Origin of the sequence: Pseudomonas sp. PH1b (assembly GCF_000633395.1) — a bacterium.
Lineage (GTDB): Bacteria > Pseudomonadota > Gammaproteobacteria > Pseudomonadales > Pseudomonadaceae > Aquipseudomonas.
In genome coordinates, this window is record NZ_AYMU01000004.1 from 341,936 (window position 1) to 368,054 (window position 26,119).

The 26,119-nt window shown below is 64.7% G+C and carries 24 protein-coding genes; 18 read left to right on the forward strand and 6 right to left on the reverse strand.

Annotated features, from left to right (window positions below; genetic code table 11):
• Positions 1 to 173 precede the first annotated feature (173 nt).
• The 3 genes from U873_RS0108390 to U873_RS0108400 all read left to right on the forward strand — a co-directional run bounded on the left by U873_RS0108390 (position 174) and on the right by U873_RS0108400 (position 3,303).
• Positions 174 to 1,481, forward strand: a complete 1,308-nt coding sequence (locus U873_RS0108390; RefSeq protein WP_025127820.1) for an OprD family outer membrane porin — start codon at positions 174 to 176, stop codon at positions 1,479 to 1,481.
• 81 nt (positions 1,482 to 1,562) lie between these two features.
• A complete protein-coding gene (locus tag U873_RS0108395; protein ID WP_025127821.1) occupies positions 1,563 to 2,144 on the forward strand; it encodes a YceI family protein in 582 nt (193 codons plus the stop codon).
• A gap of 1 nt (position 2,145) precedes the next feature.
• Positions 2,146 to 3,303, forward strand: coding sequence for a phosphatidylserine/phosphatidylglycerophosphate/cardiolipin synthase family protein (locus U873_RS0108400; RefSeq protein ID WP_025127822.1), 1,158 nt, complete (start codon positions 2,146 to 2,148; stop codon positions 3,301 to 3,303).
• A 202-nt stretch (positions 3,304 to 3,505) separates the two neighbouring features.
• On the opposite strand, the gene bglX is transcribed toward U873_RS0108400, so the two are convergent.
• Positions 3,506 to 5,797, reverse strand: a complete 2,292-nt coding sequence (gene bglX / locus U873_RS0108405) for a beta-glucosidase BglX (protein WP_025127823.1) — start codon at positions 5,795 to 5,797, stop codon at positions 3,506 to 3,508.
• 386 nt (positions 5,798 to 6,183) lie between these two features.
• Between bglX and U873_RS0108410 the strand changes: the two genes are divergently transcribed.
• The 5 genes from U873_RS0108410 (at position 6,184) to U873_RS0108430 (ending at position 10,974) form a co-directional block, all read left to right on the forward strand.
• Entirely contained in the window at positions 6,184 to 6,792 is a 609-nt protein-coding gene (locus U873_RS0108410) for a LemA family protein (protein ID WP_025127824.1), read from the forward strand.
• A complete protein-coding gene (locus tag U873_RS37400) occupies positions 6,792 to 7,721 on the forward strand; it encodes a YgcG family protein (protein ID WP_025127825.1) in 930 nt (309 codons plus the stop codon). The genes U873_RS0108410 and U873_RS37400 overlap by 1 nt, the downstream gene beginning before the upstream one ends.
• Positions 7,722 to 7,754: 33 nt before the next feature.
• Complete coding sequence (locus tag U873_RS0108420; protein ID WP_025127826.1) at positions 7,755 to 8,501, forward strand: YgcG family protein; 747 nt, start codon at positions 7,755 to 7,757, stop codon at positions 8,499 to 8,501.
• A 29-nt stretch (positions 8,502 to 8,530) separates the two neighbouring features.
• Positions 8,531 to 9,148: a TPM domain-containing protein gene (locus U873_RS0108425; RefSeq protein WP_025127827.1), complete on the forward strand. Its 618-nt coding sequence runs from the start codon at positions 8,531 to 8,533 to the stop codon at positions 9,146 to 9,148.
• 608 nt (positions 9,149 to 9,756) lie between these two features.
• Positions 9,757 to 10,974: an SAM-dependent methyltransferase gene (locus U873_RS0108430; RefSeq protein WP_025127828.1), complete on the forward strand. Its 1,218-nt coding sequence runs from the start codon at positions 9,757 to 9,759 to the stop codon at positions 10,972 to 10,974.
• On the opposite strand, the gene U873_RS0108435 is transcribed toward U873_RS0108430, so the two are convergent.
• Positions 10,962 to 11,864: a DMT family transporter gene (locus U873_RS0108435; protein ID WP_025127829.1), complete on the reverse strand. Its 903-nt coding sequence runs from the start codon at positions 11,862 to 11,864 to the stop codon at positions 10,962 to 10,964. The genes U873_RS0108430 and U873_RS0108435 overlap by 13 nt on opposite strands.
• Before the next feature lie 274 nt (positions 11,865 to 12,138).
• Here U873_RS0108435 and U873_RS0108445 point away from each other — a divergent pair, with 274 nt between their 5' ends.
• Positions 12,139 to 12,720 (forward strand): DJ-1/PfpI family protein, encoded by a 582-nt coding sequence (locus U873_RS0108445; protein WP_025127830.1) that lies wholly within the window; start codon positions 12,139 to 12,141, stop codon positions 12,718 to 12,720.
• Between the two features lie 14 nt (positions 12,721 to 12,734).
• Positions 12,735 to 13,040, forward strand: coding sequence for a ribbon-helix-helix domain-containing protein (locus U873_RS0108450; protein WP_025127831.1), 306 nt, complete (start codon positions 12,735 to 12,737; stop codon positions 13,038 to 13,040).
• Positions 13,041 to 13,177: 137 nt separating this feature from the next.
• Here U873_RS0108450 and U873_RS0108455 read toward each other — a convergent pair whose 3' ends face one another.
• Entirely contained in the window at positions 13,178 to 14,179 is a 1,002-nt protein-coding gene (locus tag U873_RS0108455; RefSeq protein ID WP_025127832.1) for a GntR family transcriptional regulator, read from the reverse strand.
• A gap of 375 nt (positions 14,180 to 14,554) precedes the next feature.
• Between U873_RS0108455 and U873_RS0108460 the strand changes: the two genes are divergently transcribed.
• From U873_RS0108460 to U873_RS0108495, 8 genes are all read left to right on the forward strand, one after another.
• Positions 14,555 to 15,913 (forward strand): amidase, encoded by a 1,359-nt coding sequence (locus U873_RS0108460; RefSeq protein ID WP_025127833.1) that lies wholly within the window; start codon positions 14,555 to 14,557, stop codon positions 15,911 to 15,913.
• Between the two features lie 48 nt (positions 15,914 to 15,961).
• Positions 15,962 to 16,843: a polysaccharide deacetylase gene (locus U873_RS0108465; RefSeq protein WP_025127834.1), complete on the forward strand. Its 882-nt coding sequence runs from the start codon at positions 15,962 to 15,964 to the stop codon at positions 16,841 to 16,843.
• A 28-nt stretch (positions 16,844 to 16,871) separates the two neighbouring features.
• On the forward strand, positions 16,872 to 18,212 hold the full coding sequence (locus tag U873_RS0108470) for an MFS transporter (protein ID WP_025127835.1): 1,341 nt from the start codon (positions 16,872 to 16,874) through the stop codon (positions 18,210 to 18,212).
• A 12-nt stretch (positions 18,213 to 18,224) separates the two neighbouring features.
• A complete protein-coding gene (locus U873_RS0108475; protein ID WP_025127836.1) occupies positions 18,225 to 18,986 on the forward strand; it encodes an SDR family NAD(P)-dependent oxidoreductase in 762 nt (253 codons plus the stop codon).
• Positions 18,987 to 19,082: 96 nt separating this feature from the next.
• Complete coding sequence (locus tag U873_RS0108480) at positions 19,083 to 19,832, forward strand: SDR family NAD(P)-dependent oxidoreductase (RefSeq protein ID WP_025127837.1); 750 nt, start codon at positions 19,083 to 19,085, stop codon at positions 19,830 to 19,832.
• Between the two features lie 13 nt (positions 19,833 to 19,845).
• Positions 19,846 to 20,145, forward strand: coding sequence for a hypothetical protein (locus U873_RS0108485; protein WP_025127838.1), 300 nt, complete (start codon positions 19,846 to 19,848; stop codon positions 20,143 to 20,145).
• A gap of 19 nt (positions 20,146 to 20,164) precedes the next feature.
• Positions 20,165 to 21,172, forward strand: coding sequence for a GTP-binding protein (locus tag U873_RS0108490; protein ID WP_025127839.1), 1,008 nt, complete (start codon positions 20,165 to 20,167; stop codon positions 21,170 to 21,172).
• Complete coding sequence (locus tag U873_RS0108495; RefSeq protein WP_025127840.1) at positions 21,172 to 22,380, forward strand: PotD/PotF family extracellular solute-binding protein; 1,209 nt, start codon at positions 21,172 to 21,174, stop codon at positions 22,378 to 22,380. The genes U873_RS0108490 and U873_RS0108495 overlap by 1 nt, the downstream gene beginning before the upstream one ends.
• On the opposite strand, the gene U873_RS0108500 is transcribed toward U873_RS0108495, so the two are convergent.
• From U873_RS0108500 to U873_RS0108510, 3 genes are all read right to left on the reverse strand, one after another.
• The gene (locus U873_RS0108500) at positions 22,377 to 22,997 is read right to left on the reverse strand and encodes a hypothetical protein (RefSeq protein WP_025127841.1); all 621 of its coding nucleotides are present in this window, start codon (positions 22,995 to 22,997) and stop codon (positions 22,377 to 22,379) included. The two genes, U873_RS0108495 and U873_RS0108500, sit on opposite strands and share 4 nt — an antisense overlap.
• A gap of 30 nt (positions 22,998 to 23,027) precedes the next feature.
• Positions 23,028 to 23,297 (reverse strand): hypothetical protein, encoded by a 270-nt coding sequence (locus U873_RS34280; protein WP_029978243.1) that lies wholly within the window; start codon positions 23,295 to 23,297, stop codon positions 23,028 to 23,030.
• A gap of 210 nt (positions 23,298 to 23,507) precedes the next feature.
• On the reverse strand, positions 23,508 to 26,072 hold the full coding sequence (locus U873_RS0108510) for a TonB-dependent receptor (protein ID WP_025127842.1): 2,565 nt from the start codon (positions 26,070 to 26,072) through the stop codon (positions 23,508 to 23,510).
• Between the last annotated feature and the right edge of the window lie 47 nt (positions 26,073 to 26,119).

Genomic DNA, 26,119 nt, shown 5'->3' on the forward strand with positions numbered 1-26,119 from the left:
CATTCCCCATGGTTGGCGCAGATCGCCTTGCGCGCTGCAAGCCGCGGTGCTGCGCCCGGTTCCATCCTGCGGAACCTATAGCCGTTGCCCTTTGCCCCACGGCTCCGAGAATGAGACCTGGACCGCCACCGGCGGCCATGACACCCATTCCAATAATAAAAACAGGTGATCCCATGGGGGCTGAACAAGGTTGTGTGACCGGCTTGCTGTGCTGTCTGTTGTGCGCTGGGGCAGGGGCCCAGGGTTTTCTCGAGGACAGCCGCACGTCCTTGCGCTACAGCCAGTCCTACTGGAAGGAAAACGACGCCGGAGGGATCGGCCCGACCCGGGATGAATGGGTGCAGGCCACCCAGTTCAGCTTCAGTTCCGGCTGGTACCGTGAGGTACTGGGCATTGACTACAGCTACGGCCTGGCAGATGCCCTGCACGTGGGGCGTGACGCCAACAGCATCAGCAACCTGCGGGCCGATCGCAGCGTGCAGCAACCCCATGGTATCGCCAAGCCCCTGGAGCTGTACCTGCGCGGGCGCTGGGTCGATGAGGACGGTGCCCTGAGCGCCGGCCTGGGGAAAAGGAGCCGGCAATACGAGCTGTACCGCGACGACCGCTACTCGCGCATCCTGCCGGCCGCCACCCTGGGCCAGGACCTGGGTTACACGCGCGGTGCCCTGACCCTCAACCTGAGCCGTATCGATGGCTTCAGCCCGCGCAACGAATCGGGCTGGAGCCAGGACCTACGCAATTACCGTGGGCAGAAAATCGACGATTTGCGCTTGTATGCCCTGGGCTATGTATTGCCCGATGGCAGCAACCTGCAACTGGAGCACGGGGTGGCCCGGGACTACCTACGCAGCTCCTCGGTCAGGCTGGCCCGCAGTTTCGAACTGGCTCCCGGGCGCGGTATCGATCTCCACGCCGTTTGGGGACGCCAGCAGGATGCTGGCAAGCTGTTCGAATATGCTGGCGTGCGCGGGTTGTACGAGGCGGAGTCTGTCCACGATGCTCGGCACCTGGACCTGTCGTTCAAGTACCGGTTCAGCCGCTACTACACCGGGCTGACCTGGAACAGGGTCTGGGGTGACGACTACGACCGCACCTTCTTCGCCCAGGACACGGGCACCTGGAACAGCAGCGGCAAGCTGTTCTACTACTTCGGGCTGGAGAACGAGGCGATGTTCAAGCTGCTGGGAGGCATGGACTTCGCCGATTTCGGCGTGCCGCAGCTCAAGCTCGACCTGCATTACGCCTTCTCCAGCCAGGCCCGGGGCTACGAGGGGTTTTCCCGGCGCGAATTCCAGAGCGTGCTGCGGTATCAGTTCGACGGGGCGCTCAAGGGCCTGGACCTGACTTGGCTGCACGCGCGCTTTCGCACCCAGGGCGAGCCTGACGGTGTCCAGCGTCAGAGCCTCTCCCGAGGGCCGGCGGGCATCTTCAGCCACAACGCCGAACGCTTCTACCTGAACTATACCTACCGCTTCTAGCTCTATAGCGCCGCCCACCGCGAAGTTTGCCAGCCCTCGGGTGGCCGGTTAAGGTGGCGCCTTCTGTTCTAGGGAGCTTGCATGCGTACGCCGATCCGCCTTCTTCTCAGCCTGCTCGGGGCACTGGCCCTGCCGGCCCAGGCCAACTGGTACCTGGACAACGAGTCGTCCCGGATATCCTTCGTCACCACCAAGAACGCCAATATCTCCGAGGTCCAGCGTTTCCTGGTGCTGCACGGCAAGGTCGATGGCAAGGGCCAGGCCCAATTGCAGATCGAAATGGACTCGGTCAGCAGTGGCATTCCCCTGCGTGACGAGCGCATGCGCCAGGAGCTGTTCCAGGTCCAGCAGTTTCCCGACGCCCTGATCACCGCGAAGATCAACCTGCGCCCGATCAACGATCTGGCCCCCGGGGCGCAGATCGAATTGCTGCTGCCGGTCACGGTCTCGCTGCATGGCCAGGAACACACCTACAACGCCGAATTGCTGGCCACCCGCCTGGATGAACGACGCTTCCAGGTGGTGACCCTGGAACCTCTGGTACTCAACGCCGAAGACTTCAACCTGGCCCCCGGCCTCGACAGCCTGCGCAAGGTCGCGGGCCTGTCGGCCATCAGTTTCTCGGTACCGGTGGGTGCGGTGCTGATCTTCACGGCGCGCTGACATGCGCGGAGCGGTATTCCCCTGGCGCGAAGGCAACCGCTTCGAGCTGTTGATCGACGGCCCCGAATTCTTTCCGCGGATGCTGGTGGCCATCGCCCGTGCCCGGCAGCAGGTCGAGCTTGAGCTGTACCTGGTGGAGGCCGGCACCTGCGCCGCAGCCATGGTCCAGGCACTGGTGCAGGCTGCCGAGCGCGGGGTCCGGGTGCGGTGCCTGTTCGACGACTACGGCAGCCTGGCCTTCACCCAGGCGCTGCGCCGCAGCCTGACGGATGCCGGGGTGGAGTTGCGCTTCTATAACCGCCTGAAATGGCGCCAGGGCTTTCTCAACCTGTACCGCGACCATCGCAAACTGCTGCTGGTGGACCAGGCCCTGGCGGTAGTTGGTGGCACCGGGGTCACCGATGAGTTCTGGCGGCCCCAGGACAACAGCTGCGACTGGCATGAGGTGATGGTGGAGATCGCCGGGCCGCTGGTCGGCGACTGGCAGCGGTTGTTCGATCGCCAATGGAGCGCCAACCTGCATCGTGGCGCCTGGAAACCCGGTGCCGATTTCGGCCTGCCGCGACTGCCGCGCCTGCCAGAAACCGGCGAGGGCCTGGGGCGGGTGGCCTATGCCGACGCCCGCCAGCATCGGGACATCCTGCACTCGTTGATCCGCGCCTTGCACAGCGGCCAGCGGCGCGTCTGGCTGGCCACTCCGTATTTCCTGCCGACCTGGTCGGTGCGTCGCTCGTTGCGCAAGGCCGCCGCGCGCGGCCTCGATGTGCGCCTGCTGCTGACCGGGCCGCGCACCGATCACCCGGCGGTGCGCTATGCCGGGCATCGCTACTACCCGCGCCTGCTCAAGGCCGGGGTACGGATCTTCGAATACCAGCCGTGCTTCCTGCACCTGAAGATGGCCCTGGTGGACGACTGGGTGAGCGTCGGCTCCTGCAACTTCGACCACTGGAACCTGCGCTTCAACCTGGAGGCCAACCTGGAAGCCCTGGACCCGCAACTGACCCGTGCAGTGGTCGCAAGCTTCGAGAACGATTTCGCCCAGAGCGAAGAGGTCAACCTTGCAGCCTGGCGCAATCGTCCCCTGTGGCGACGGGTCAAGCAGCGGGTCTGGGGCTGGATCGATCGGCTGGTGGTCAACCTGCTGGACCGGCGCGGCTAGGGCCCACAGGGCTACCCTGTCAGTTTTTTGTCGTTGACGTAGAGGCGTGGGCCCACGGTCGGGTGGCATCGTGCGCTCAGGTTGCGCGTCTGCTGAAGCGCTCGGCAATGAAGTCGATCGTCGCTACGCGACGCGAGTCCGCGCGGTAGCCAAAAGCTAGGAGCCAGCCGGCGCCCGTCGGGCGCCGGCCGGTGGCAGGGGATCAGAGCAGTTCGAAGCTCTGTTGCTTGACGTCCTGGGAATCCAGGCCGATCTGCACATTGAAGTCGCCCGGTTCCGCGGCGTACTTGAGCTGTGCGTTGTAGAACTTCAGGTCGTCTTCGCTGATGGTGAAGTGAATGGCTTTCTCTTCACCAGCCTTGAGCATGACTTTCTGGAAGTTCTTCAATTCCTTGATCGGGCGGATCATCGAGCCGGCCACGTCCTGGATATACAGCTGGACCACGGTTTCGCCATCACGCTGGCCGGTGTTCTTCACGGTCACGCTGGCGTCGAGGGTGCCGCTCTTGTTCAGGGTGGTGGAAGACAGGGCCATGTCCGACAGGCTGAACGTGGTGTAGCTCAAGCCGTAGCCGAACGGAAACAGCGGGCCGGTGGTGTCGTCGAAGTACTGCGAGGTGTAGTTGCCTGGCTTGCCCGGAGTGAATGGCCGGCCGATGGTCAGGTGGTTGTAGTAGGTGGGGATCTGCCCGACGGAACGGGGGAAGGTGATCGGCAGCTTGCCCGACGGGTTGTAGTCGCCGAACAGCACGTCGGCGATGGCGTTGCCGCCTTCGGTGCCGCTGAACCAGGTTTCGAGGATCGCGTCGGCCTGCTGGTTTTCCTCCAGCAGCGACAGCGGACGGCCATTCATCAGCACCAGCACCAGGGGCTTGCCGGTGGCCTTGAGGGCCTTGATCAGCTCGCGCTGGCTGGCCGGAATGTGCAGGTCGGTGCGGCTCGAGGATTCGTGGGACATGCCTCGGGATTCGCCCACGGCGGCAACGATCACGTCGGAATTTTTCGCCGCCTTCACTGCTTCATCGATCATCTGCTGCGCCGGGCGCGGGTCGTCCACCACTTCCGGAGCATCGAAGTTGAGGAAGTTCAGGTAGTCGACCACCTGCTTGTCAGCGGTGATGTTGGAACCCCGGGCATAGGTCAGTTGCGCCTTGTCGCCCAGCACATTGCGCATGCCGTCGTAGAGGGTCACCGATTGCGCCGGCACCCCGGCGGCGGCCCAGCTGCCCATCATGTCGATCGGCGCCTTGGCCAGGGGGCCGACCACGGCGATCTTCGCGGTCTTCTGCAGCGGCAGGGTCTGGTTCCGGTTCTTCAGCAGCACCAGGCTGCGCCGGGCGATGTCCCGGGCGTCGCTGCGGTGCAGGCGGCTTTCGGCGTTGGTCTCGGCGGGGTCGTCCTCGGCCTTGCCGATGCGCACGTACGGGTCCTTGAACAGGCCCATGTCGTACTTGGCGGCCAGCACTTCACGCACCGCGTTGTCGATGTCCTTCTGTTCGATCTCCCCGGACTTGAGCAGCCCTGGCAGCTCCTTGCCGTACAGCGAGTCGTTCATGCTCATGTCGATGCCGGCCTTGATCGCCAGCTTGGCCGCTTCGCGACCGTCCTTGGCGACACCGTGGCGGATCAGCTCGATGATCGCCCCGTGGTCGCTCACCGCCAGGCCCTTGAAGCCCCACTCCTTGCGCAGCAGGTCGTTCATCAGCCAGGTGTTGGAGGTGGCGGGCACGCCGTTGATCGAGTTCAGGGCCACCATCACCCCGCCGGCACCGGCGTCGATGGCCGCGCGGTAGGGCGGCAGGTAGTCCTGGTACATCTTCACCGGGCTCATGTCGACGATGTTGTAGTCGCGACCGCCTTCCACCGCGCCGTACAGGGCGAAGTGCTTGACGCTGGCCATGATGCTGTCCGGCAGGGCCGGGCTCTGGCCCTGGTAGGCCTTGACCATGACCTTGGCAATGCGCGAGACCAGGTAGGTGTCTTCGCCGAAGCCTTCGGAGGTACGGCCCCAGCGCGGATCCCGGGAGATGTCGACCATGGGCGCGAAGGTGATGTCCAGGCTGTCGGCGCTGGCTTCCTTGGCGGCGATGCGCCCGGAGCGGCCGATGGCCTCCATGTCCCAGCTGGAAGCCAGGGCCAGGCTGATGGGGAAGATGGTCCGGTGGCCGTGGATCACGTCATAGGCGAAGAACATCGGGATCTTCAGCCGGCTGCGCATGGCCGCGTCCTGCATCGGCCGGTTTTCCGGGCGGGTGATGGAGTTGAAAGTGCCGCCGATATTGCCCGCGGCAATTTCCTTGCGGATCAGCTCGCGGGGCATTTCCGGGCCGATGCTGATCAGGCGCAACTGGCCGATCTTCTCTTCCAGGGTCATCCGTTTGAGCAGGTCGCTGATAAAGGCTTCTTTGTTTTCCAGGGGGACCGGGGCAGATTCGGCCAACACCGGGTGACTGGCCAGGCTGACCAGCAGGCCCAGCAAACACAGCTTCTTCATGAATATTGTTCTCAAGGGCTCAAGTCAGATGCTTTTGAACGCGCACCCGGCAGCCAAAATTTAAGGGGCGACTATTGTTGTTCAGATAATTCCCGCACACTTCAGGCCGTGTGAAAACTGCTGCGTTCGGCAATACGGGGTTAAAAACAGGCTCGGAATGCTCATGCAGGCTACTACAGTCGGACGCGACCCCGATCGTTCCCGCCTGTTTTTGCCTTCACTCGCGACGTTTTCACACCGCCTTATTTCTGAACTCTTTTTCGCGCTGGGCATCTTTTAGCCCATCAGCCCGATGCATTCCAGTGGCGCAGGCAGTTTTTGCCCACAGGATGTGTGAAACCGGGCAAAAGCTTCATTTCAATCAGGTTGTGCAAGGAGCCCCACCCATGAACATCACTCAACGCCTGCGTTCGAGCTGGCCCGTCGCCGCGCTGTTGCTGCTCACCAGCCTGCTCAGCGGCTGCGGCATCAACAACATTCCGACCCTCGACGAGCAGGTCAAGGCCGACTGGGGCCAGGTGCAGAACCAGTACCAGCGCCGCGCCGACCTGATCCCCAACCTGGTGGAGACCGTCAAGGGCTATGCCAAGCACGAGGAAGAAACCCTCACCGCGGTGATCGAGGCCCGGGCCAAGGCCACTTCGATCCAGGTGGACGCCAACACCCTGGACAACCCGGAAAAACTCAAGCAGTTCCAGCAGGCCCAGGACCAGTTGAGCGGTGCCCTGAGCCGCCTGATGGTAGTGTCCGAGCGCTACCCGGACCTCAAGGCCAACCAGAACTTCCTGGCCCTGCAGTCCCAGCTTGAAGGCACCGAGAACCGCATCGCCGTGGCCCGCCGCGACTTCATCCTGGCGGTGCAGAAGTACAACACCGAGATCCGTACCTTCCCCGGTCGCCTGTGGCATAGCCTGATGTACAGCGATCTGCCGGTGCGTGAGTCGTTCGAGGCCACCAGCCCCGACGCGGACAAAGCCCCGCAAGTCAAATTCTGATGCGCGGCGTACAGCGCGCACTGCGAGGTGCGCTGCTGTCGCTGTGGCTGGTGAGCGGCGGCGCCCTGATGGCGCAGCCTGCCGTTGCAACGCCCACGGAAGGGCTGGCGTCGAGCCAGGCCGAACCGCGGGCGGCCAGTCCGGCGACAGCCCCGATCGAAAGCCTGTTCCCCAAGTTGACCGGGCGCGTGGTGGACACCGCGCAGTTGCTCACGCCTTCGGCGCAGGTCTACCTGACGCAAATGCTCGAGCGCCTCGAGCAGAGCACCACCGATCAGGTGGTGGTGGTCACGGTGCCGAGCCTGGGCGGCTACAGTATCGAGGAGTTCGGCCTGCAACTGGGGCGGCACTGGGGCATCGGCCAGAAGGACAAGAACAACGGTGTCCTGCTGCTGGTGGCCAAGGACGAGCGCAAGGTGCGGATCGAAGTGGGTTACGGCCTGGAAGGGCGGATCAACGACATCTGGGCCCACTTCATCATCGACGATTCGATCATCCCGTACTTCAAGGATGACCTGTACTCCTCCGGGATCATTGCCGGGACCACCTCCATCGTGCGCCTGCTGGAGCCCGACAGCAGCCGGATCCTGGTGCATCGTTCGGTGGAGAAAAACTGGTTCCAGCAGATCGACTGGATGTTGTGGTTCAAGGTGGTGTTCTATTCGGTGTTCGTCGGCTTGCCGCTGGCCGGGTTCTTCGTCTCCTGGCGCGACGGTGGTGATTCGGCAGGCAACGGCCGGCCCTATGCCAGCGACGACTCGCCCAGGCGCGAGCCCAGGGCCGAGCGCGACTCGGGTTCGAGCAGCAGTTCATTCAACTGGTTCGACTCCGACAGCTCCAGTTCCAGTTCCAGCTCCAGTTCGGACTCGGGCAGTTTCAGTGGCGGTGGCGGCAGTTTTGGCGGTGGCGGGGCGTCCGGCAGTTGGTAGTGCACACGGACAATCATTAAGGACGAGGTGCTGATGCGACTTTATAAAATCGGCCTGGTGCTGTTGCTCTGGGTCTTTGCGGTCTCGGCTCAGGCCGAGCTGAAGTTTCCGGCCCTGAGCGGGCGGGTGGTGGACGAGGCGCAGCTGATCGAGCCGGCTACCCGGGCTCAGTTGACCCAGGAACTGCAAGCCCACGAACAGACCACCGGCGAGCAGTTGGTGGTGGTCACCCTGCCGGACCTGCAAGGCGCCAGCATCGAGGACTTCGGCTACCAGCTGGGGCGGCACTGGGGCATTGGCCAGAAGGACAAGAACAACGGCGCGCTGCTGATCGTCGCCCGGGACGAGCGCAAGCTGCGCATCGAAGTCGGCTATGGCCTGGAAGACCGCCTGACCGACGCCCAGGCCTCGGTGATCATCAACCAGGTGATCACCCCGGCGTTCAAGACCGGGCAGTTCAGCAAGGGCATCAGCGACGGGGTCTCGGCCATGCTCCTGGTGCTCGGCGGCACGCCCCTGGATGAGCCGGCCACGGTGTACGGTAGCGGCGAGAGCAGCGGCCAGGACGATTTTGTCCAGCGGCATCCGTTGCTGTTCATTTTCCTGGTGCTGCTGTTCATCCTGGTGGTCGTGGTGGCGCAGGCGCTCGGTTTGATCACGACCACCGGCGGGCGTGGCGGCGGTGGCTTCGGCGGCGGATTTGGTGGCGGGTCCGGTGGTGGCGGCTTCAGCGGCGGTGGTGGCAGCTTCGGCGGCGGCGGTTCGTCCGGCGGCTGGTAACTGAAAATAAAAAGCGGATATCCAACGACATGGCATTACTGAGTGAGTACGAACAACGGCAGGTGGCCGAAGCCATTGCCCGGGTCGAGCAGCAGACCGACGCCGAACTGGTGACGGTGCTGGCGGCCCGGGCCGACGACTACGCCTATATCCCGCTGCTCTGGGCCAGCCTGCTGGCCCTGGTGGTGCCGGGGCTGGTGCACTACGCCACCGGCTGGCTGAACATGCACCTGTTGCTGCTGGCGCAATGGGCGACCTTCATCGTCCTGTGCCTGGTGTTCCGCCTGCCGCGCATCACCACCCGGCTGATCCCGCGGTCGGTGCGCCACTGGCGCGCCTCGAACCTGGCCCGGCGCCAGTTTCTCGAGCAGAACCTGCACCACACCGTGGGTGGCACCGGGGTGCTGATCTTCGTCAGCGAGGCTGAGCGCTATGTGGAGATCCTGGTGGACGAGGGCATCTCCAAGCGCCTCGACGACCGTGAATGGGGCGCCATCGTCCAGGCCTTCACCCAGCAGGTGAAGCAGGGCCAGACCTTGCAGGGTTTTCTCGACTGCATCGCTGCCAGCGGCGAGCTGCTCAAGACCCACGTGCCCCTGACCCAGGTGCGCAACGAGCTGCCCAACCGCCTGGTGGTGCTCAACTGACCTCCCGCCGTAGGAGCCGGCTCGCCGGCGAAGAGGCCCCCAAGTCTTGCACCGCCCTTGAGGACGCCTTCGCTGGCAAGCCAGCTCCTACGGCTGGCGCGATATCGGTGTTGTTCATGTAGGAGCCGGCTTGCCGGCGAAGAGGCCCCCCAGTCTTGCACCGCCCTTGAGGACGCCTTCGCTGGCAAGCCAGCTCCTACGGCTGGCGCGATATCGCTGTTGTTCCTGTAGGAGCCGGCTTGCCGGCGAAGAGGCCCCCGAGTCTTGCACCGCCCTTGAGGACGCCTTCGCTGGCAAGCCAGCTCCTACGGTTGGCGCGATATCGGTGTGGTTCTTGTAGGAGCCGGCTTGCCGGCGAAGAGGCCCCCGAGTTTTGCACCGTCCTTGAGGACGCTTTCGCTGGCAAGCCAGCTCCTACGGCTGGCGCGATATCGGTGTGGTTCTTGTAGGAGACGGCTTGCCGGCGCATGGTCTCTGAGCCTTGCACCGCCTTCGGGCGACGATTTTTTACCGTCGGGTGAATAACTGCGTGCCCCGACGGGGCTTGCTCCCTAAAATAGCCGCCATTCCCTGATCGACACCGCGCATCGCCCGAGGCTCCTGCCCCCATGTCTGTTACCGCACCTTCCGCGCGCTCCGCGCCGGATCATCACGCTCAGTTCCTGCAATTGCTCGACACCAGCCTCACGCAGAACGCCTTTATCAAGCTGGTACTGGCCAAGCATGTGGGGCCGGAGGCGGACCTGCAACGCCTGATCATCAAGCAACTGACGGTCAAGGAGCAGCCGTGCCTGTCCCTGGTCTACCGCTACAAGACCCGGGACATCACCAAGAACTTCCCCCTGGCCGAGGGCGTGGCGCTGATTGCCGAGCTGTTGCCGGCGTCGTTCAAGAACGCCCACCTGCTGACCCTGAGCGATGAAGTGCAGTTGGAGTACAGCAAGAAGGGCAAGAGCTCGCTGTTCAAGGGCAAACCGCAACAGCAGCGCGAGGTGCCGTCCGCCGAGCACAATCGCGAGAAGAACCGCTTCCTCGATCTGAGCCGGCCGTTCCTCGCTGATCTCGGGGTGACCAACAAGCAGCACGAGCTGATTCCGGCGATGTCGCGCAAGTGGAAGCAGATCAACAAGTTCATCGAAGTCTTCAGCCATGCCTTGAGCAGCTCGCCGATCAAGCTCGACCAGCCGGTGCGGGTCGCCGACTTCGGCTCCGGCAAGGGCTACCTGACCTTCGCCATCCACGACTACCTGTGCAACACCCTGCAGGCGCAGGGGCAGGTGACGGGCGTGGAGCTGCGCGAAGACATGGTGACCCTGTGCAATGCCGCAGCGGCGCGCCTCGATCACCCGGGCCTGGTGTTCAAGTGCGGCGACGTGCGTAGCGTGGCCCCCAGCCAGTTGGAAGTGATGATCGCCCTGCATGCCTGCGATATCGCCACCGACTATGCGATCCACACCGGCATCCGCTCCGGCGCGTCGATCATCATGTGCTCGCCGTGCTGCCACAAGCAGATCCGCCTGCAGATCCAGAGCCCGGCGCTGCTCAAGCCGATGCTGCAATACGGCCTGCACCTGGGGCAGCAGGCGGAGATGGTCACCGACAGCCTGCGGGCGCTGTTCCTCGAAGCCTGCGGTTATGAAACCAAGGTCTTCGAGTTCATCTCCCTGGAACACACCAACAAGAACAAGATGATCCTCGCGGTCAAACGCGCCGAGCCCCAGGACGCGGCCCCACTGCTGGCGAAGATCGAAGAACTCAAGGCCTTCTACCAGATCAGCGAGCACTGCCTGGAAACCCTGCTCAAGGCCGATGGCTACCTGAGCTGAGCCTTTGGCGCCGGGGCCGCTGGTTGCACCGCGGTCTTGCGCCCAAGCATCACGGTCAGGATCACCCCCACCGCGAACACCCAGGTGACGGGTTCCACCTGTTCACCGAAGAACAGCGCGGAAAAGGCGATGGTGAAGAAGATCTGCAGCAGTTGCACCTGGCTGACCCGGGCAATGCCGCCCATGGCCAGCCCGGCGTACCAGGCGAAGAAGCCGAGGAACTGCGAGAACAGCGCCACGTAGCCAAAGGCCCACCAGGTCTTGCCGGAAATCGCCCCCTGATGCTGCGCCGCCAGGTACCACACGGGCCCGATCAGCAACGGCGTGGACAGCACCAGCGCCCAGCAGATCACCTGCCAGCCGCCCATCTCCCTGGCCAGCCGGCCGCCTTCGGCATAACCCAGGCCCCCCACGGCAATCGCCCCGAGCATCAGCACGTCACCGGCCTGGATGCTCCCGGCGCCACTGATCAGCGCATAGCCCAGCACCAGGGCGCTGCCCAGGGCGGCGCAGGCCCAGAAGGCCTTTGAGGGACGCTCATGGGACAGCCAGGCTGCGTACAGCGCCACGCACAGCGGCTGCAGGCCATTGACCAGGGCGCCATGGGAGGCGGGCAGGGTTTGCATGGCCCAGGCCGAGAGCACCGGGAACCCGAGAATGACCCCGAGGATCACCAGGCTCAGGCCCTTGACCTGCTTCCAGGTTGGCCAGGGTTCCCGGCGCCAGAGCAACAGCAGGGCCGCTGGAATCGCCGCGAACAACGCCCGGCCCAAACCGTTGAGCAACGGATGGATTTCTACCACCACGATACGGGTGAAGGGCAGGGTCAGGCTGAAGATGACGACACCCAGCAGGCCCAGGGCCATGCCGGTGTTTTCGCGGGAAGACATAAGGGTTACCAGAATTCGTACAGGGACACAGGTGCCTGCATCTAGCCATAAAGCCGCGTGACCCTGCTGCTACAGCTGGGTGCAGAGTTGTCCGTACAGTTGGAGAGGAGCAGCGGCAAGCTGCAAGCCACAAGCGGCAAGAATCAGCGTACCCACTTGAAGCTTGCCGCTTGCAGCTTGCAGCTGTAGTACCCCGTTATTACCCGGCCCGGTGGATTGGGACTACCTTGAATACTCCTTGTGCCCACGTCTTTCCCTGAAAGGAGTCCACTCCATGGCTGCGAAAAAGATCCTCATGCTGGTTGGCGATTACGTCGAAGACTACGAAGTGATGGTGCCGTTCCAGGCCTTGCTGATGGTCGGTCACCAGGTGCATGCGGTGTGCCCCGACAAGACGGCCGGGCAGACCGTGCGCACGGCGATCCACGACTTCGAGGGCGACCAGACCTACAGCGAAAAGCCGGGCCATCTGTTTGCCCTGAACTTCGATTTTGCCCAGGTGAAATCCAGCGATTACGACGCGCTGCTGATCCCCGGTGGCCGTGCCCCGGAATACCTGCGCCTGAACGAAAAGGTCCTGCAACTGGTCAAGGAATTCGATCAGGCCGGCAAGCCGATTGCGGCGGTGTGTCATGGCGCGCAACTGCTGGCGGCGGCGGGGATTCTGGAAGGCCGCGAATGCAGCGCCTACCCGGCCTGTGCCCCGGAAGTGCGGCTGGCGGGCGGCACCTATATCGATATCCCCGTGACCCAAGGCCATGTTCAAGGCAATCTGGCCACTGCCCCGGCCTGGCCGGCGCACCCTAGCTGGCTGGCGGGTTTCCTCGGGCTGCTGGGCACCCGGATCACGTTGTAAACGAGGATCACCTCATGTGCGAGTTGTACGTCAAGGCCGACCCGATTCTCTACGAGTCGCGTTCGCGCTCGCTGCGCATCTGTGGCGTGGTCACCACCCTGCGCCTGGAAAACCAGTTCTGGGACATCCTCAGCGAGATCGCCGAGGTGGACGGCATGACCACCAACCAACTGATCGCCAAGCTCTATGAAGAGGTCATGGACTATCGCGGCGAGGTGGTGAATTTCGCCTCCTTCCTGCGGGTCAGTTGCACCCGCTACCTGAGTCAGCGGCGCAATGCAGCTCCCGACCTCAGTCTGGTGCGGCGTAACGCGCTGTAGTCGCTGTCGAAGGCGGCGCACGGCCAGGAGGGCGAAAGGCAGGAGCGCTGAATGCCGATCAGTGACAAGCTCCCTGGCCACGGATCACGCGCTCACTTTTGCGCGGCGGGCACCCGATGCCACCGCCGCTCAGGACGTCAGCTGATTTTGCTGAGGAACCCTGGCAGTTCCTGCTCGGGCAGCACCGACAACACTTTCAAGCGTTGCAGCATGCGCTGGCGAGCCCGTTGCAGGTGTTCCCTGAGGTTCAGGGCGGCGGCGTCGAAGGCGCCATGCAGCAGCAATTCGAGGATCAGCCGGTGTTCGGCGAGCATCGCCGGGTCGGCACCGATGCCCAGCAGGCGGTAGAAGATCCGGTTGATGATCATCGGGCTCTGGGCCTGGCGGATCAGCGCCGCCATCTTGCGATTCTGCAGGCCGCCCAGGCAGTGCTGGTGCAGGTCTTCTTCCAGGCGTTCGAGGTCTTCCAGGCCGCAATGCTCGGCCTGTTGTGCCTGGGTCACCCGTTGCAGCATCTGCTCCAGCTGTTCGCGGCTCAGGCCCGGTGCGCTCTGGCGCAGGGCCTCGGGCTCCAGGCAGGCGCGCAGTTCGTAGTCTTCGGTGACTTCGCGGGCGGTCAGGGGGCCGGCCAGCCATTGTGAATAAGGTTCCTTTTCCACCAGCCCGCGGTCGCGCAGGCGCATCAGGGCTTCGCGCACCACCGCGCGGCTGACACCGTAGTGTTCGGCGGCGGCCTGTTCGTCGAGGCGGAAATGGCCGAAGGCGATGCAGGTGGACAGGGCGCTGCCGATTTCCTCGTAGATCCGTTCCCCCAGGGGCCGGGTGTCCACCAGCTCTTCGTCACTGGCCAGGCCCAGGTGGGCGTGGCTCAGGGGCAAGCGCAGGGGGTCGATCTCCAGGCCCTGGGGGTTGATCAGGTAGCCGCGGCCATCGAAGCGACAGATCAGGCCTTCGCCGTGCAGCAGGTCCAGAGCCTTGCGCACCGGCACCCGGCTGGTGCCGAACAGTTCCGCCAGGGGCGCTTCCAGCAGCACGAGGCCCTGCAGGGCGGTGCCCTGGAGGATGGCGTCACGCAATACCTGACGAATCATGGCGTAGCGCGATGCGGTGCGCGGGTCCTCTGCTGACACTGCTTTCATCGGTTCCTCTAGGGTCTGCTGGTGTTCCGGTGACGGCCGGGGATTCTCTCACAGTTGCCCAGTGTCACTGAGTGCCACGTTTTGCTGCCCTGTCCTGGGGCCATCTCCGTGGGATTGTTACCTTTCTGCACTAAAATGTACTTTTTAATAAAAGATACATTATTTCACTCGCTGCCCTTTGCCTACGCTTTTTCTCTGGTACTGGCTGGCCTTCTTCGACCATCAACCCACTCTGCTTCGCTATTGTTGGGCGATTCGAGGGTTTTCAGGCGGCCGGCTGACCACGCCGTTGCGCTGAGGTGGCACGAAACCTGCTCTGATAAAAATGTACATTTTAATATTTAGTACATTTTATCTGTTGCTGCGGAGTGTGCCATGAACCCTCAATCACTGAACGATGCCACGGCCCTGGCCGAAGCCTTCGCCCAAGGTCGCAACGATCCGGTTCAGGCGCTGGAGCAGGCCCTGGAGTTGGCCGAGGGTTCATCCTCTGTGTTCATTTCCCTGTGCCCGTCCCGGGCCCGGCGTGAAGCCGAGGCGGCCGCTGCCCGTTGGCGTGATGGGCAGCCCCTGAGCCTGCTCGATGGCGTGCCCCTGGCCTGGAAGGACCTGTTCGATGTGGCCGGGAGCATTACCACCGCGGCAGCCCAGGTGCGTCGCGACGCTTCGCCGGCCCTGGCGGACGCTCCCAGCGTCGGCCGTCTGTGCCGGGCTGGGCTGGTCAGCCTGGGCAAGACCAACCTCAGTGAGTTCGCCTACTCCGGGCTGGGCCTGAACCCGCACTTCGGCACCCCGATCAACCCCCACAGCGATGGTCAGCCACGGATTCCCGGAGGCTCCTCGGCAGGTTCGGCGGTGGCCGTGGCCGCCGGCATCGTACCCATTGCCATGGGCACCGACACCGCCGGTTCGATCCGCATTCCCGCGGCCTTCAACGGCCTGGTGGGCTATCGCGCCAGTTGCCAGCGCTACAACCGTGAGGGGGTCTTTCCCCTGGCCGAGAGTCTCGACAGCCTTGGCCCGCTGACCCGTAGCGTGCGCGATGCCTGGGCCATCGATGAACTGCTGCGCGGTGCTGACCCACGGCCGCTGCCGGTGCCGCGCACGCTGGCCGGGCAGCGTTTCTGGGTCGATCAGCAGGTGCTGGACGACAGCCGCACCGAACCTGCGGTCAGGGCCAATCTGCTGGACGCCATCGAACGCTTGCAACAGGCCGGAGCACAGGTGGACCTGCGCCCGCTGCACAGCCTGCAGGCCACCCTGCAACTGATTCAGGAGCAGGGCTGGCTCGGCGCCGCCGAGGCCTTCGCCCTGCATCAGCCGCTGCTCGACAGCGAATACGCCGAGCAGCTCGATCCGCGGGTCCGCCGCCGCCTGGAAAGCGCCCGGCAGATGCCCGCCAGCCAGTTGCTGCGGCTTTATCAGGCCCGGCGCCAGTTGCAGCAGCAACTGCGCGACGAGCTGGACGGCGCGGTGCTGATCACCCCGACCGTGGCCCACGTGGCACCGCCCCTGGCGCCCCTGGAGGCCGATGACGAGCTGTTTGCCCGCACCAACCTGGCGACCTTGCGCCTGACCATGCCCGGCAGCTTTCTCGATATGCCCGGCGTGGCCCTGCCCAGTGGCTGCGACGCCCAGGGCCTGCCTAGCAGCATGCTGCTGAGCCTGCCCCAGGGCGAGGACGCACAACTGCTGGCCACGGCCCTGGCGGTGGAAGCGCTGCTGCGTCGCTGAGTTCCCGCCAACCCTTTTCCAACAACCAGCAAACCCTGGAGGCCGCTCATGGCTAAAGAAATTCTCTGTGCATTTGGTGTCGATGTGGACGCAGTGGCCGGCTGGCTCGGCTCCTATGGCGGCGAGGATTCCCCGGACGATATCTCCCGCGGGCTGTTTGCCGGGGAGGTCGGTGCGCCGCGCCTGCTCAAGCTGTTCGAGCGCTACGGCCTGCGCACCACCTGGTTCATTCCCGGCCACTCCATGGAGACCTTTCCCGAGCAGATGAAGGCGGTTGCCGAGGCCGGTCATGAGATTGGCGTGCACGGTTACAGCCATGAAAACCCCATTGCCATGACCCCGGAGCAGGAAGAGATCGTCCTCGACAAGTCCATCGAGCTGATCACCCAGGTCACCGGCAAACGCCCCACCGGCTATGTCGCGCCCTGGTGGGAGTTCAGCAAGGTGACCAACGAGCTGCTGCTGAAAAAGGGCATCAAGTACGACCACAGCCTGATGCACAACGACTTCCATCCCTACTACGTGCGGGTCGGCGACAGCTGGACCAAGATCGACTACAGCCAGCACCCCGACACCTGGATGAAACCCCTGGTGCGCGGCCAGGAAACCGACCTGGTGGAGATCCCGGCCAACTGGTACCTGGACGACCTGCCGCCCATGATGTTCATCAAGAAGGCGCCCAACAGCCACGGTTTCGTCAACCCGCGGCACCTGGAGGAAATGTGGCGCGACCAGTTCGACTGGGTCTACCGCGAACACGAGCACGCGGTGTTCACCATGACCATCCACCCCGACGTCTCCGGCCGCCCGCAAGTGCTGCTGATGCTCGAACGCCTGATCGAACACATCCAGAGCCATGCCGGCGTGCGCTTCGTCACTTTCGACGAGATCGCCGACGACTTTATCCGCCGCAATCCCCGCAACCGCTGATCCCGGCGACTTCATCGAGGCGTGATCGATGTCTATCTATAACAAGCTCGACCTGACTGGCTGGAAACCCCAGCAACTGACCCCGGCCCAAGTGCGCTTCGCCACCTGGATCGCGTTCTTCGCCTGGGTCTTCGCGGTGTACGACTTCATTCTGTTCGGCACCCTGTTGCCGGAAATCGGCCGCCACTTCGGCTGGGGTGAGGTGGAGCAGGCACAGATCGCCACCTGGGTGGCGGTGGGCACCGCCGTGGTGGCCCTGGCCATCGGCCCGCTGGTGGACAAGCTGGGCCGGCGCATGGGCATCATCTTCACCGTCAGTGGCTCGGCCATCTGCTCGGCGCTGACCGCCATAGGCGGCGCCTGGGGCAAGTCCCCGCTGATCCTGATCCGTTCCCTGGGCGGCCTGGGCTATGCCGAGGAAACGGTGAACGCCACCTACCTCAGCGAGTTGTACGCGGCATCCGACGACCCGAAGCTGGCCAAGCGCCGGGGCTTCATCTACAGCCTGGTGCAGGGCGGTTGGCCGGTGGGCGCGCTGATCGCCGCCGGGCTCACCGCGGTGCTGCTGCCGATCATCGGCTGGCAGGGCTGCTTCATCTTCGCCGCGATCCCGGCCATCGTCATTGCGGTGATGGCGCGCAAGCTCAAGGAAAGCCCGCAGTTCCAGATCCACCAGCGCATCAACCAGCTGCGCAACAGCGGTTCGGTGAGCGAGGCCCAGGCGGTGGCGCTGACCTATGGCGTGGACTATGACGAGCACAGCGAGGCCGGCCTGGCTGCGGCCTTTCGTGGCCCGGCACGGCGCGCGACCCTGGTGATCGGTGCGGCGATCCTGCTCAACTGGGCGGCGATCCAGGTGTTCAGCGTGCTTGGCACGTCGGTGATCGTCAGCGTGCATCACATCTCCTTCGAGAACTCGCTGATCATCCTGGTGCTGTCCAACCTGGTGGGCTACTGCGGCTACCTGAGCCATGGCTGGATGGGCGACAAGATCGGCCGGCGCAACGTCATCGGCCTGGGCTGGATGCTCGGCGGCCTGTCGTTCGCCGGCATGCTCTACGGCCCGAGCAACATGCCGATGGTGGTGGGCCTCTACAGCCTGGGGCTGTTCTTCCTGATCGGCCCGTACTCGGCGGCGCTGTTCTTCATCAGTGAAAGCTTCCCCACCAGCATCCGTGCCACCGGTGGCGCGATCATCCACGCCATGGGCCCGATCGGCGCAGTGGTGGCGGGCTTCGGCGCCACCCAGGTGCTGTCGGCCGGCGGCGACTGGCAGACCTCGGCGCTGTATTTCGGTGCGCTGCCTTGCTTCCTCTCCGGTGCGCTGATGTTCGCCGCGCGCCATGTGCGTCCTGAATCCGTTCAATAAGGAAAGTGACCCATGACTTCGAAAGTCGCCTTGATCACCGGTGCCGCCAGCGGCATCGGCCAGGCCCTGGCCGTGGCCTATGCACGGGCCGGTGTGGCGGTGGTGGGCGGGTATTTCCCCGCCGACCCCCATGACCCGCAAACCACCCGCGACCTCGTGGCCGAGGCGGGCGGGCACTGCCTGATGCTGCCCCTGGACGTGACCGACAGCGCCTCGGTGGACGCCCTGGCGGAACAGGCCGTGGCGCACTTTGGCCGCCTCGATTACGCCGTGGCCAATGCCGGCCTGCTGCGCCGTGCACCCTTGCTGGAGATGACCGACGCGGCCTGGAACGCCATGCTCGATGTGGACCTGACCGGCGTCATGCGCACCTTCCGCGCGGCGGTCAAACACATGGGCGAGGGCGGTGCCCTGGTGGCGATTTCCTCGATTGCCGGTGGCGTCTACGGCTGGCAGGACCACGCTCACTACGCGGCAGCCAAGGCCGGGGTGCCGGGGTTGTGCCGTTCGCTGGCGGTGGAACTGGCGGCCAAGGGCATTCGCTGCAACGCGGTGATCCCGGGGCTGATCGAAACCCCGCAGTCCCTCGACAGCCAGAACTCCCTGGGCCCGGAAGGCTTGGCCAAGGCCGCTCGGGCGATTCCCCTGGGGCGGGTCGGGCGGGCCGATGAAGTGGCGTCCCTGGTGCGTTTTCTCACCAGTGACGAGTCCAGCTACCTGACCGGGCAGAGCATCGTCATCGATGGCGGCCTGACGGTGCGCTGGCCGGATTGAAGGGCTTCGCCAGCCAGCCGGCTCCTGCATGCAGGGCAGCACCTGCGCAGGAACCGGCTGGCCAGCGAACCGCAGACCTTTTCAGGAGAGAGTCCCATGCAACACCTGCACAACCGCCGCGCCGTGATCACCGGCGCTGGCAGCGGCATCGGCGCCGCTATCGCCCGGGCCTACGCTACGGCCGGCGCCCGCCTGCTGCTGGCCGACCGTGACCCGGCGCGCCTGGCCGAGAGTGCCCAAGCCTGCCGCGAACTGGGCGCTGAAGTCTTCGAATGCGTGGCCGATGTCGGCAGCGTCGAAGGCGCCCGGGCCGGGGTCGATGCCTGTGTCGAGCAGTTCGGCGGCATCGATATCCTGGTCAACAACGCCGGCATGCTGACCCAGGCGCGCTGCGTCGACCTCTCCATCGAGATGTGGAACGACATGCTGCGGGTCGACCTCACCAGCGTCTTCGTCGCCAGCCAGCGGGCCTTGCCCCATATGCTGGCGCAGCGCTGGGGGCGGATCATCAACGTCGCCTCGCAACTGGGGATCAAGGGCGGCGCCGAGCTGACTCACTACGCCGCGGCCAAGGCCGGGGTCATTGGCTTCACCAAGTCCCTGGCCCTGGAAGTGGCCAAGGACAATGTGCTGGTCAACGCCATCGCCCCGGGGCCGATCGAGACGCCGCTGGTGTCGGGCATCAGCAGCGCCTGGAAAACCGCCAAGGCCGCCGAGCTGCCCCTGGGCCGTTTCGGCCTGGCGGATGAGGTGGCGCCCAGCGCGGTGCTGCTGGCCAGCGAGCCGGGGGGCAACCTGTTCGTCGGCCAGACCCTGGGGCCGAACTCCGGGGATGTCATGCCATGAAGGAGGGTTGAGCATGTGCGGGTTATGCGGGCTGCTGGGCGAAGACGTGCACTGGAGCGATCCGCTGGGGGACGGGCTGCCCCGGCGCCGCGAGCGCTTGCGCCGGATCGCCGCGATCAACCGGGTACTGGCGCCGTTGCGGCTCAAGGTCGAAGACTTCCAGGGTTCGGCCTATCTGCTGCTGGGAGCCACCGGGCGCCAGGAGCTGGCCAGCGGCCTGGAGCAACTCTGGGCCCTGGCGGAGTCGATGCTCGGGCGCCCGCTGGATCCTCTGGACCCGCTGCTGCTCAACCATCTGGAGCAACAGCCTTGAGCTTGCTGGAGGTGCAACCATGAGCATTGCCCTGAACGTCATCAGCGGCTTTCTCGGCAGCGGCAAGACCACCTTGCTCAACCGCCTGCTGCAGGGCGAAAGCCTGGGGGACACGGCGCTGCTGATCAACGAGTTCGGCGACGTCGGCATCGATCACCTGTTGGTGGAAGAAGTGGCACCGGACACCGTGCTGCTGCCCAGCGGCTGCGTCTGCTGCTCGATTCGCGGCGAGCTGAAGGAGGCGCTGTTGGGGCTGCTGGCGCGGCGCGCCCGGGGCGAGATCCCGGCCTTTCGCCGGATCCTGCTGGAGACCACCGGGCTTGCGGACCCGGCACCGATCCTGGCGACCCTGAACAATGATCCGCAGTTGCGCGGGCGAGTGCACATCGGCCTGCTGGTGACTTTGGTGGATGCCTGTCACGCGGCGCTGCAGGAGCGCATCCACCCGGAGTGGCTGGCCCAGGTTGCCGCAGCGGACCGTTTGCTGCTGAGCAAGACCGACTGTGTCGACGAAACCCGCCTGGCCACCTTGCGCGAGCATGTGCAGCGCCTCAACCCGGGAGCGCCGTTGCTGCTCAGCACAGACATCCACAGCGGCGATCAGTTGCTGTTGGGGGAGGGCGTGCGCGGCGCGACGGCGGAGCAGGAAGTGGCGCGCTGGCAGTTGTGGCGCCCGGTAACGGCCGGCGTGGCGCAGCATGGCGCGGCCCAGGTGTGCTGCCTGGAGTTCGAGCGGCCGCTGGACTGGGTGGGGTTCGGGGTCTGGTTGTCGATGCTGCTAAGATGCCACGGCGAACGAATTCTGCGGGTGAAAGGATTGCTCAACGTCGACGCCAGCCAGGCCCCCATCGTCATTCATGGTGTGCAGCATTGCCTGCATGCTCCCGTGCACCTGCCCCGTTGGCCCGGCGAAGATCGGCGCTCGCGGCTGGTGTTTATCCTGCGGGGGCTGGAGCCGGCACTGTTGCAACGCTCGTTCGAGGTGTTCGCCCGCAGCTTCGCCCCGGCTGCCGGGGAGTGTGCCTGATGGCGGCGACGCAACCGGTCACCCTGCGGGTACTGGGCACCTCGGTGACCTTGCTGGAATCCCTGCGGCTGCGTGCGGAACAGGACCTGGGCATTCGCCTGGTCTACCAGGTGCACGATGTGGAGCAGGCCCAGCGCATCGCGGTGATGCGCCCGGACAGCTACGACCTCTATGACCAGTGGTTCCACAACGTCGACTTCGTCTGGCCGGCCCAGGCGATCCAGCCCATCGACACCCGGCGCATTGCCCTGTGGCACGAGATCAACGACCTGCCCAAGCGTGGGCGCCTGTCCCCGGGCGATCGCCTGGGCAGCGGCAGCGTGCCCAGCGAGCGCCTTTATGTGCAGCACGACGGCAGCCTGGGCAGCACCGTCAGCGAACGCATCAGCATGCTGCCGCTGACCCATAACGCCGACAGCTTCGCCTACCGTCCGGAGCGCCTGCCGGCGGGTTTCTCCAGTGCCAACGAAAGCTGGGGCTGGTTGCTGGAGCCGGCCTGGAGCGGGCGCATCGCCTTGCAAAGCGACGCGGCCATCGGCGCCCTGGATGCAGCCTTGGCGATCCAGGGCTGTGGCCTGGCTTCGTTCAACGACATCGGCAACCTGAGCATCGAAGAGATCGACCAGTTGGCCGACATCCTGGTGCGCAAGCAGCGCGAAGGGCATTTCGCGGCCTTCTGGTCGGACGACGAAGAGGCCGCGCAGTTGATGCTCAGCCCGCGCATCGATATCCAGAGTTTGTGGTCGCCGACCCTGATGCGCCTGCATCGGGCCGGGGTCAAATACCGCCTGGCGGTGCCTCGCGAGGGTTATCGCGCCTGGTTCGGCGGCCTGTCGCTGTCACGTCACGCCAAGGGCGCCGTGCTGGATGCGGCCTATGCCTATCTCAACTGGTGGCTGTCGGGCTGGCCCGGTGCGGTGATGGCCCGCCAGGGCTATTACATCGGCAACCCGGCCCGCAGCCGCGATCACCTGAGCAGCGCCGAATGGGATTACTGGTACGCCGGCTTGCCTGCGCGTGAGGAGTTGCCCGGCAGCGATGGCCAGCCGCTGATCGACATCGGCGAAACCCGCGATGGCGGTTCCTACCCGCAACGCATGGGGCATATCGCGGTGTGGAACTCGGTGATGGACGAGCACAACTACCTGGTGCGGCGCTGGGGGGATTTCCTGCGGGCGGGCCGGGTGGCCGGCCGGGGCAAAGGCTAGAGCCCCAGGCGCGCCAGTTGGCGCAGGTCGGCGATCACTGCCGGGTTGCCGCCCTCCAGCACATCCAGGCGAATCTGCGCGATCAGCGATTTCAGCAGTTCGGTCTGGGTCATCCGGGTTGCCTCCAGCAGGCGGGCGAAATCCTCGGCGACATAGTGGTTGACCTTCAGCGACAGGCGTTTCATTGCATGCACGGCAGGCAACTGGCGGGCCTCGGCCTGCTCCGCCAGGTACGCGGCAAAGCCGTGGTGCACCCGCTCCAGGCAAGGCCCGGCGGGGACGCTGAAGTAGTAGCTGAAGAACAGTTTGCGCATCTGCACCCCGGCGTCCTCGGCCACCGAGTGCATCGCGGCATCCAGCACGTCGAGGTAGACCGCCGGTAGCCGTGCCTCGATGGAGGTCAGTTGTTGGCGGCGCGCTTCCTTGATCGCCGGCGTCGACTGGGGCGGGATGGCCACCACCGTGGCGCACAGGTCGCAGACCCCCACCAGGATCTCCCGGGCCTGGCCGTTGCCGTCGCTGAAAGGCACGTCGCGGCGGCTGTAGGTAATGCCCACGACCTGCTGGCAATGCTCACAAAGCGCCTTGCCCCGGTCGCCCTGCAGATAGAGTTTCATGGGTTGCCCTCATCGGTGAACGCTGATGAACTAGGCATCTGGCTCGATAAAGTAGAACTTGATGTACCAGCCCGCCTTCTTCAGCACATGGACGGCCAGGCCCGGGGCGCTGTGGTGGGCACTGCACTGGTGGTCGGTGCCCTTGCAGGCGCCGATGACCTCGACCAGTTGGCCGGCCGAGACCTCGCCGGTGGCCAGCAGGTTCTTGACCTCGATCGAGCCGCGTGCGGCATGCAGATAGTTGCCGTTCCGTAGTGCATTGATCAGGTCCCGCCTGACCTTCCTGAAGCCTCTGTCCATGATGCCTGCCTGCTTGTACGACAGTTTTCGTACCGAAACAATAGGAAGTCGACTGAAAGCGCCCAAAGGCATTTCAGCGGTTTTCAGGGGGGAGTCGATCTTGGCCCGGCAGGCGCGGGTGGGAGGGCTTGGTTAAAGGCTTGCAATACAACCGTAATGGCCAACGGCTGGCTTGCTGCGGTGCGTCCGATGCACCGCAGCCAGGTGCCGTCAGAAGAAGCGGGTCACGCTGATCTTGGCGTTGCGTCCCAGGCTCGAGGCGTTCTCGCCGCTCAGCGGCGGACGGTAGTCACGGTTGAACATGTTATCCAGGGTGAAGTTGACTTCGGTGCCCTTGAGGTAGGCCTGCTGGGGTTTCCAGTTGGCGAACAGGCCGTGCACGTTGTAGCGATCGTTCTCGTACTGGTCCCAGTAGGAGTCGCCCAGGGCACTGGCCGGGCCTCCCGCGTAGATATCGCTGGGCACCCGGTCGGTCTGGCGGACCCACTGACCCTGCCAGCCCACTTGCGCGTCCCACTGTGGAATCTTCACCCCCAGGGTGGCGACCCACTTGCGTGGCGGGATGTCCCGGGCCCAGACGTTCGGCCCCCATGGGTTGGTGTAGGCACCCTCATGCTTGCCGGTGATCCAGGAGTAGGACAGCGAGCCGAACAGGTAGGTCGAGTCGTAGAAACTCTCGACTTCGAAGCCCTTGATGGTCAGGTCGCCGATGTTGCGATAGACCCCGATGGTCGGCTGGTTGCACACCTGGCCGATGCTCTTGCCGCTGGTGAGTTGCTCGGGGCAGCCGATCCCCAGGTTCTTCATGATTTCGTCCTTGATCTGGTTGCGGAACACCGTGGTGCGGATCTGCACGCTGTCGGACCGGGTCAGGACGTCGGAGAAGCTGGTGATGTTACCGGCCCGCAGTGCGGTGATGCGCTCGGGGTCCAGGTCGCGGCTGGTAGCGGAGCGGGTGGTGCCCGCCGACTGGACTTCGTATTGCTCGTCGATCACCGGTGCGCGCCAGGTCTTGCTGTAGTCGGCGAACAGGGCGAACTGCGGGGTCACTGTCCAGAAGGCCGACAGCCGTGGCGACCAGCCGGTGTAGGTCTTGTCACCATAGTCATGACCGACCACCGGGTTTGGGCTGTTGTAGATCGGCGCGTCGTTTTTCTCGCCACGGTTGCGCACATGGTCATAGCGCAGGGACGGGGTCAGGGTGAAGTTGCCCAGGGTGATGGCGTCCTGGATGTAGAAGGCATTGTTATCGACCTTGCCATGGGGCATGAAACCCGGCTGGTAGTAACCGTAGTTGTACTTGGCCGTGCCGTAGGTCTTGCCCGGCATCCACATGTCCACTTCACGAGTGTGCTTGCGGATCTGGATGCCATTGGTCAGGGCGTGTTCCAGCGGGCCGGTGGTGAAGCGGCTGGTGTTCTTCAGGGCGAGGATCCGGTCCTCGTAGCCCACGGTGATCTTGCGTCCACCGGAGGCCGGCTGGATGAAGGAGTTCTCGCCGCGTTCGTCGGTCTGGTCGGTGACGGAGTCGGAGTACTGGACCTCGAAGTCGATCCACGGATTGTCCACCGGGGTGTACTGGTACTTGGTCAGCCAAGTGGTATCGATGGTGTTGCGCTGGGCCAGGAAGCGCTGGGTGGCGCCTTCATAACCGTACTTGTTGATGTCGCTCTGTTTCGGTGGTGTCGGGTAGCTCTTGGCCGAGAAGGGCGCCCAGATATTGCTGTTGGAGCGCATGTAGCTGAAGCCCAGGCGATGCTCGTCGGTCAGTTGCATGTTCAGTTTGAACAGCTCGCCTTCCAGGTCCTGGGCGGTGTTGGGCAGGCGCTTGGGGTTGATCGGGTAGTCGTTCTTTGGGTCGGGTTGGGCGCTGGCCAGCTTCATGTCGTCGCCGTCGCGCTTGGTCCAGTAGGCCAGGGCGTCGAAGCGATGGTCGTCGGTGCGCCCGTACACCGCGCCGGTGTAGGCCTGTTCATGGCTGTTGCTGCTGTAGCCGTACTTGAGCATGGCACCGGTGTTGCGGCCGTCCTGCAACAGGTCCGGGGCATCCTTGGTCTCCATGTGCACGGTGCCGCCAAAGCCGCCATTGCCGGTCTCGGGGGAGTGCGGGCCCTTTTCCACTTCGATGCGCCGGATCATTTCCGGCTCGATGAAGATCGAACCCTGCTGGTAGCGTTCGAAGCCGCTCTTGGTGGCGCCATCCACGCTCAGTGGCACGTCTTCGGCATCCCCCAGGCCCCAGATGTTGATGGTCTGGCCGCCGGGTTTGAGCGAGCCTCCCAGGCTCACGCCGGGCAGGGTGTCGATCAGGCTGGCAACGTTGGTGGCCTGGTGGCGGTCGATCTGCTCCTGGTTCAGGGTCGAGCGGCCAACGCTGGCGGAGTCCACCTCGGTGCCGTTGCCGATCACGCTCATGGCTCCCAGTTGCAGGGCCGAGCCGCTGCTGAGGTTGGTTTCAGCGGGCCGTACGATGTAGGTGTTGTCGACCTTGACCAGGTTGAACAGGCCGCCCTGCAGCAGTACACGAATCGCCTCTTCCGGGCTGTAGTCGCCTTGCAGGGCCGGGGCCTTGACGTTGCGCAGCAACTGTTCGTCGAACAGCAGCTGGATCTTCGCCTGCTGGGCGATCTGGCTCAGCGAGGCCGCCAGCGGTTGTGCCGGCAACTGGAAATGAATGGAACCGGCAGCGTGGGCCTGCAGGCTGAACGCCAGGCAAGCGGCGAGCAGGGTCGGGCGGGTACGGACAAACTGAACATGCAAGGACGCGCGAAACATGACTTCCCCCAGAGCGGCTTAAAGGCCAGAAATGCGCTGCGGACATA

Coding starts and splice junctions, on each gene's coding strand:
- bglX (WP_025127823.1), bottom strand. CDS start 5,797: ATGAAGAAGCTGTGTTTGCTGGGCCTGCTGGTCAGCCTGGCCAGTCAC.
- U873_RS0108450 (WP_025127831.1), top strand. CDS start 12,735: ATGTGCGAGTTGTACGTCAAGGCCGACCCGATTCTCTACGAGTCGCGT.
- U873_RS0108500 (WP_025127841.1), bottom strand. CDS start 22,997: ATGAAACTCTATCTGCAGGGCGACCGGGGCAAGGCGCTTTGTGAGCAT.
- U873_RS0108395 (WP_025127821.1), top strand. CDS start 1,563: ATGCGTACGCCGATCCGCCTTCTTCTCAGCCTGCTCGGGGCACTGGCC.
- U873_RS0108465 (WP_025127834.1), top strand. CDS start 15,962: ATGGCTAAAGAAATTCTCTGTGCATTTGGTGTCGATGTGGACGCAGTG.
- U873_RS0108480 (WP_025127837.1), top strand. CDS start 19,083: ATGCAACACCTGCACAACCGCCGCGCCGTGATCACCGGCGCTGGCAGC.
- U873_RS0108435 (WP_025127829.1), bottom strand. CDS start 11,864: ATGTCTTCCCGCGAAAACACCGGCATGGCCCTGGGCCTGCTGGGTGTC.
- U873_RS0108400 (WP_025127822.1), top strand. CDS start 2,146: ATGCGCGGAGCGGTATTCCCCTGGCGCGAAGGCAACCGCTTCGAGCTG.
- U873_RS34280 (WP_029978243.1), bottom strand. CDS start 23,297: ATGGACAGAGGCTTCAGGAAGGTCAGGCGGGACCTGATCAATGCACTA.
- U873_RS0108460 (WP_025127833.1), top strand. CDS start 14,555: ATGAACCCTCAATCACTGAACGATGCCACGGCCCTGGCCGAAGCCTTC.
- U873_RS0108495 (WP_025127840.1), top strand. CDS start 21,172: ATGGCGGCGACGCAACCGGTCACCCTGCGGGTACTGGGCACCTCGGTG.
- U873_RS0108425 (WP_025127827.1), top strand. CDS start 8,531: ATGGCATTACTGAGTGAGTACGAACAACGGCAGGTGGCCGAAGCCATT.
- U873_RS37400 (WP_025127825.1), top strand. CDS start 6,792: ATGCGCGGCGTACAGCGCGCACTGCGAGGTGCGCTGCTGTCGCTGTGG.
- U873_RS0108475 (WP_025127836.1), top strand. CDS start 18,225: ATGACTTCGAAAGTCGCCTTGATCACCGGTGCCGCCAGCGGCATCGGC.
- U873_RS0108455 (WP_025127832.1), bottom strand. CDS start 14,179: ATGAAAGCAGTGTCAGCAGAGGACCCGCGCACCGCATCGCGCTACGCC.
- U873_RS0108430 (WP_025127828.1), top strand. CDS start 9,757: ATGTCTGTTACCGCACCTTCCGCGCGCTCCGCGCCGGATCATCACGCT.
- U873_RS0108420 (WP_025127826.1), top strand. CDS start 7,755: ATGCGACTTTATAAAATCGGCCTGGTGCTGTTGCTCTGGGTCTTTGCG.
- U873_RS0108410 (WP_025127824.1), top strand. CDS start 6,184: ATGAACATCACTCAACGCCTGCGTTCGAGCTGGCCCGTCGCCGCGCTG.
- U873_RS0108470 (WP_025127835.1), top strand. CDS start 16,872: ATGTCTATCTATAACAAGCTCGACCTGACTGGCTGGAAACCCCAGCAA.
- U873_RS0108490 (WP_025127839.1), top strand. CDS start 20,165: ATGAGCATTGCCCTGAACGTCATCAGCGGCTTTCTCGGCAGCGGCAAG.
- U873_RS0108485 (WP_025127838.1), top strand. CDS start 19,846: ATGTGCGGGTTATGCGGGCTGCTGGGCGAAGACGTGCACTGGAGCGAT.
- U873_RS0108445 (WP_025127830.1), top strand. CDS start 12,139: ATGGCTGCGAAAAAGATCCTCATGCTGGTTGGCGATTACGTCGAAGAC.
- U873_RS0108510 (WP_025127842.1), bottom strand. CDS start 26,072: ATGTTTCGCGCGTCCTTGCATGTTCAGTTTGTCCGTACCCGCCCGACC.
- U873_RS0108390 (WP_025127820.1), top strand. CDS start 174: ATGGGGGCTGAACAAGGTTGTGTGACCGGCTTGCTGTGCTGTCTGTTG.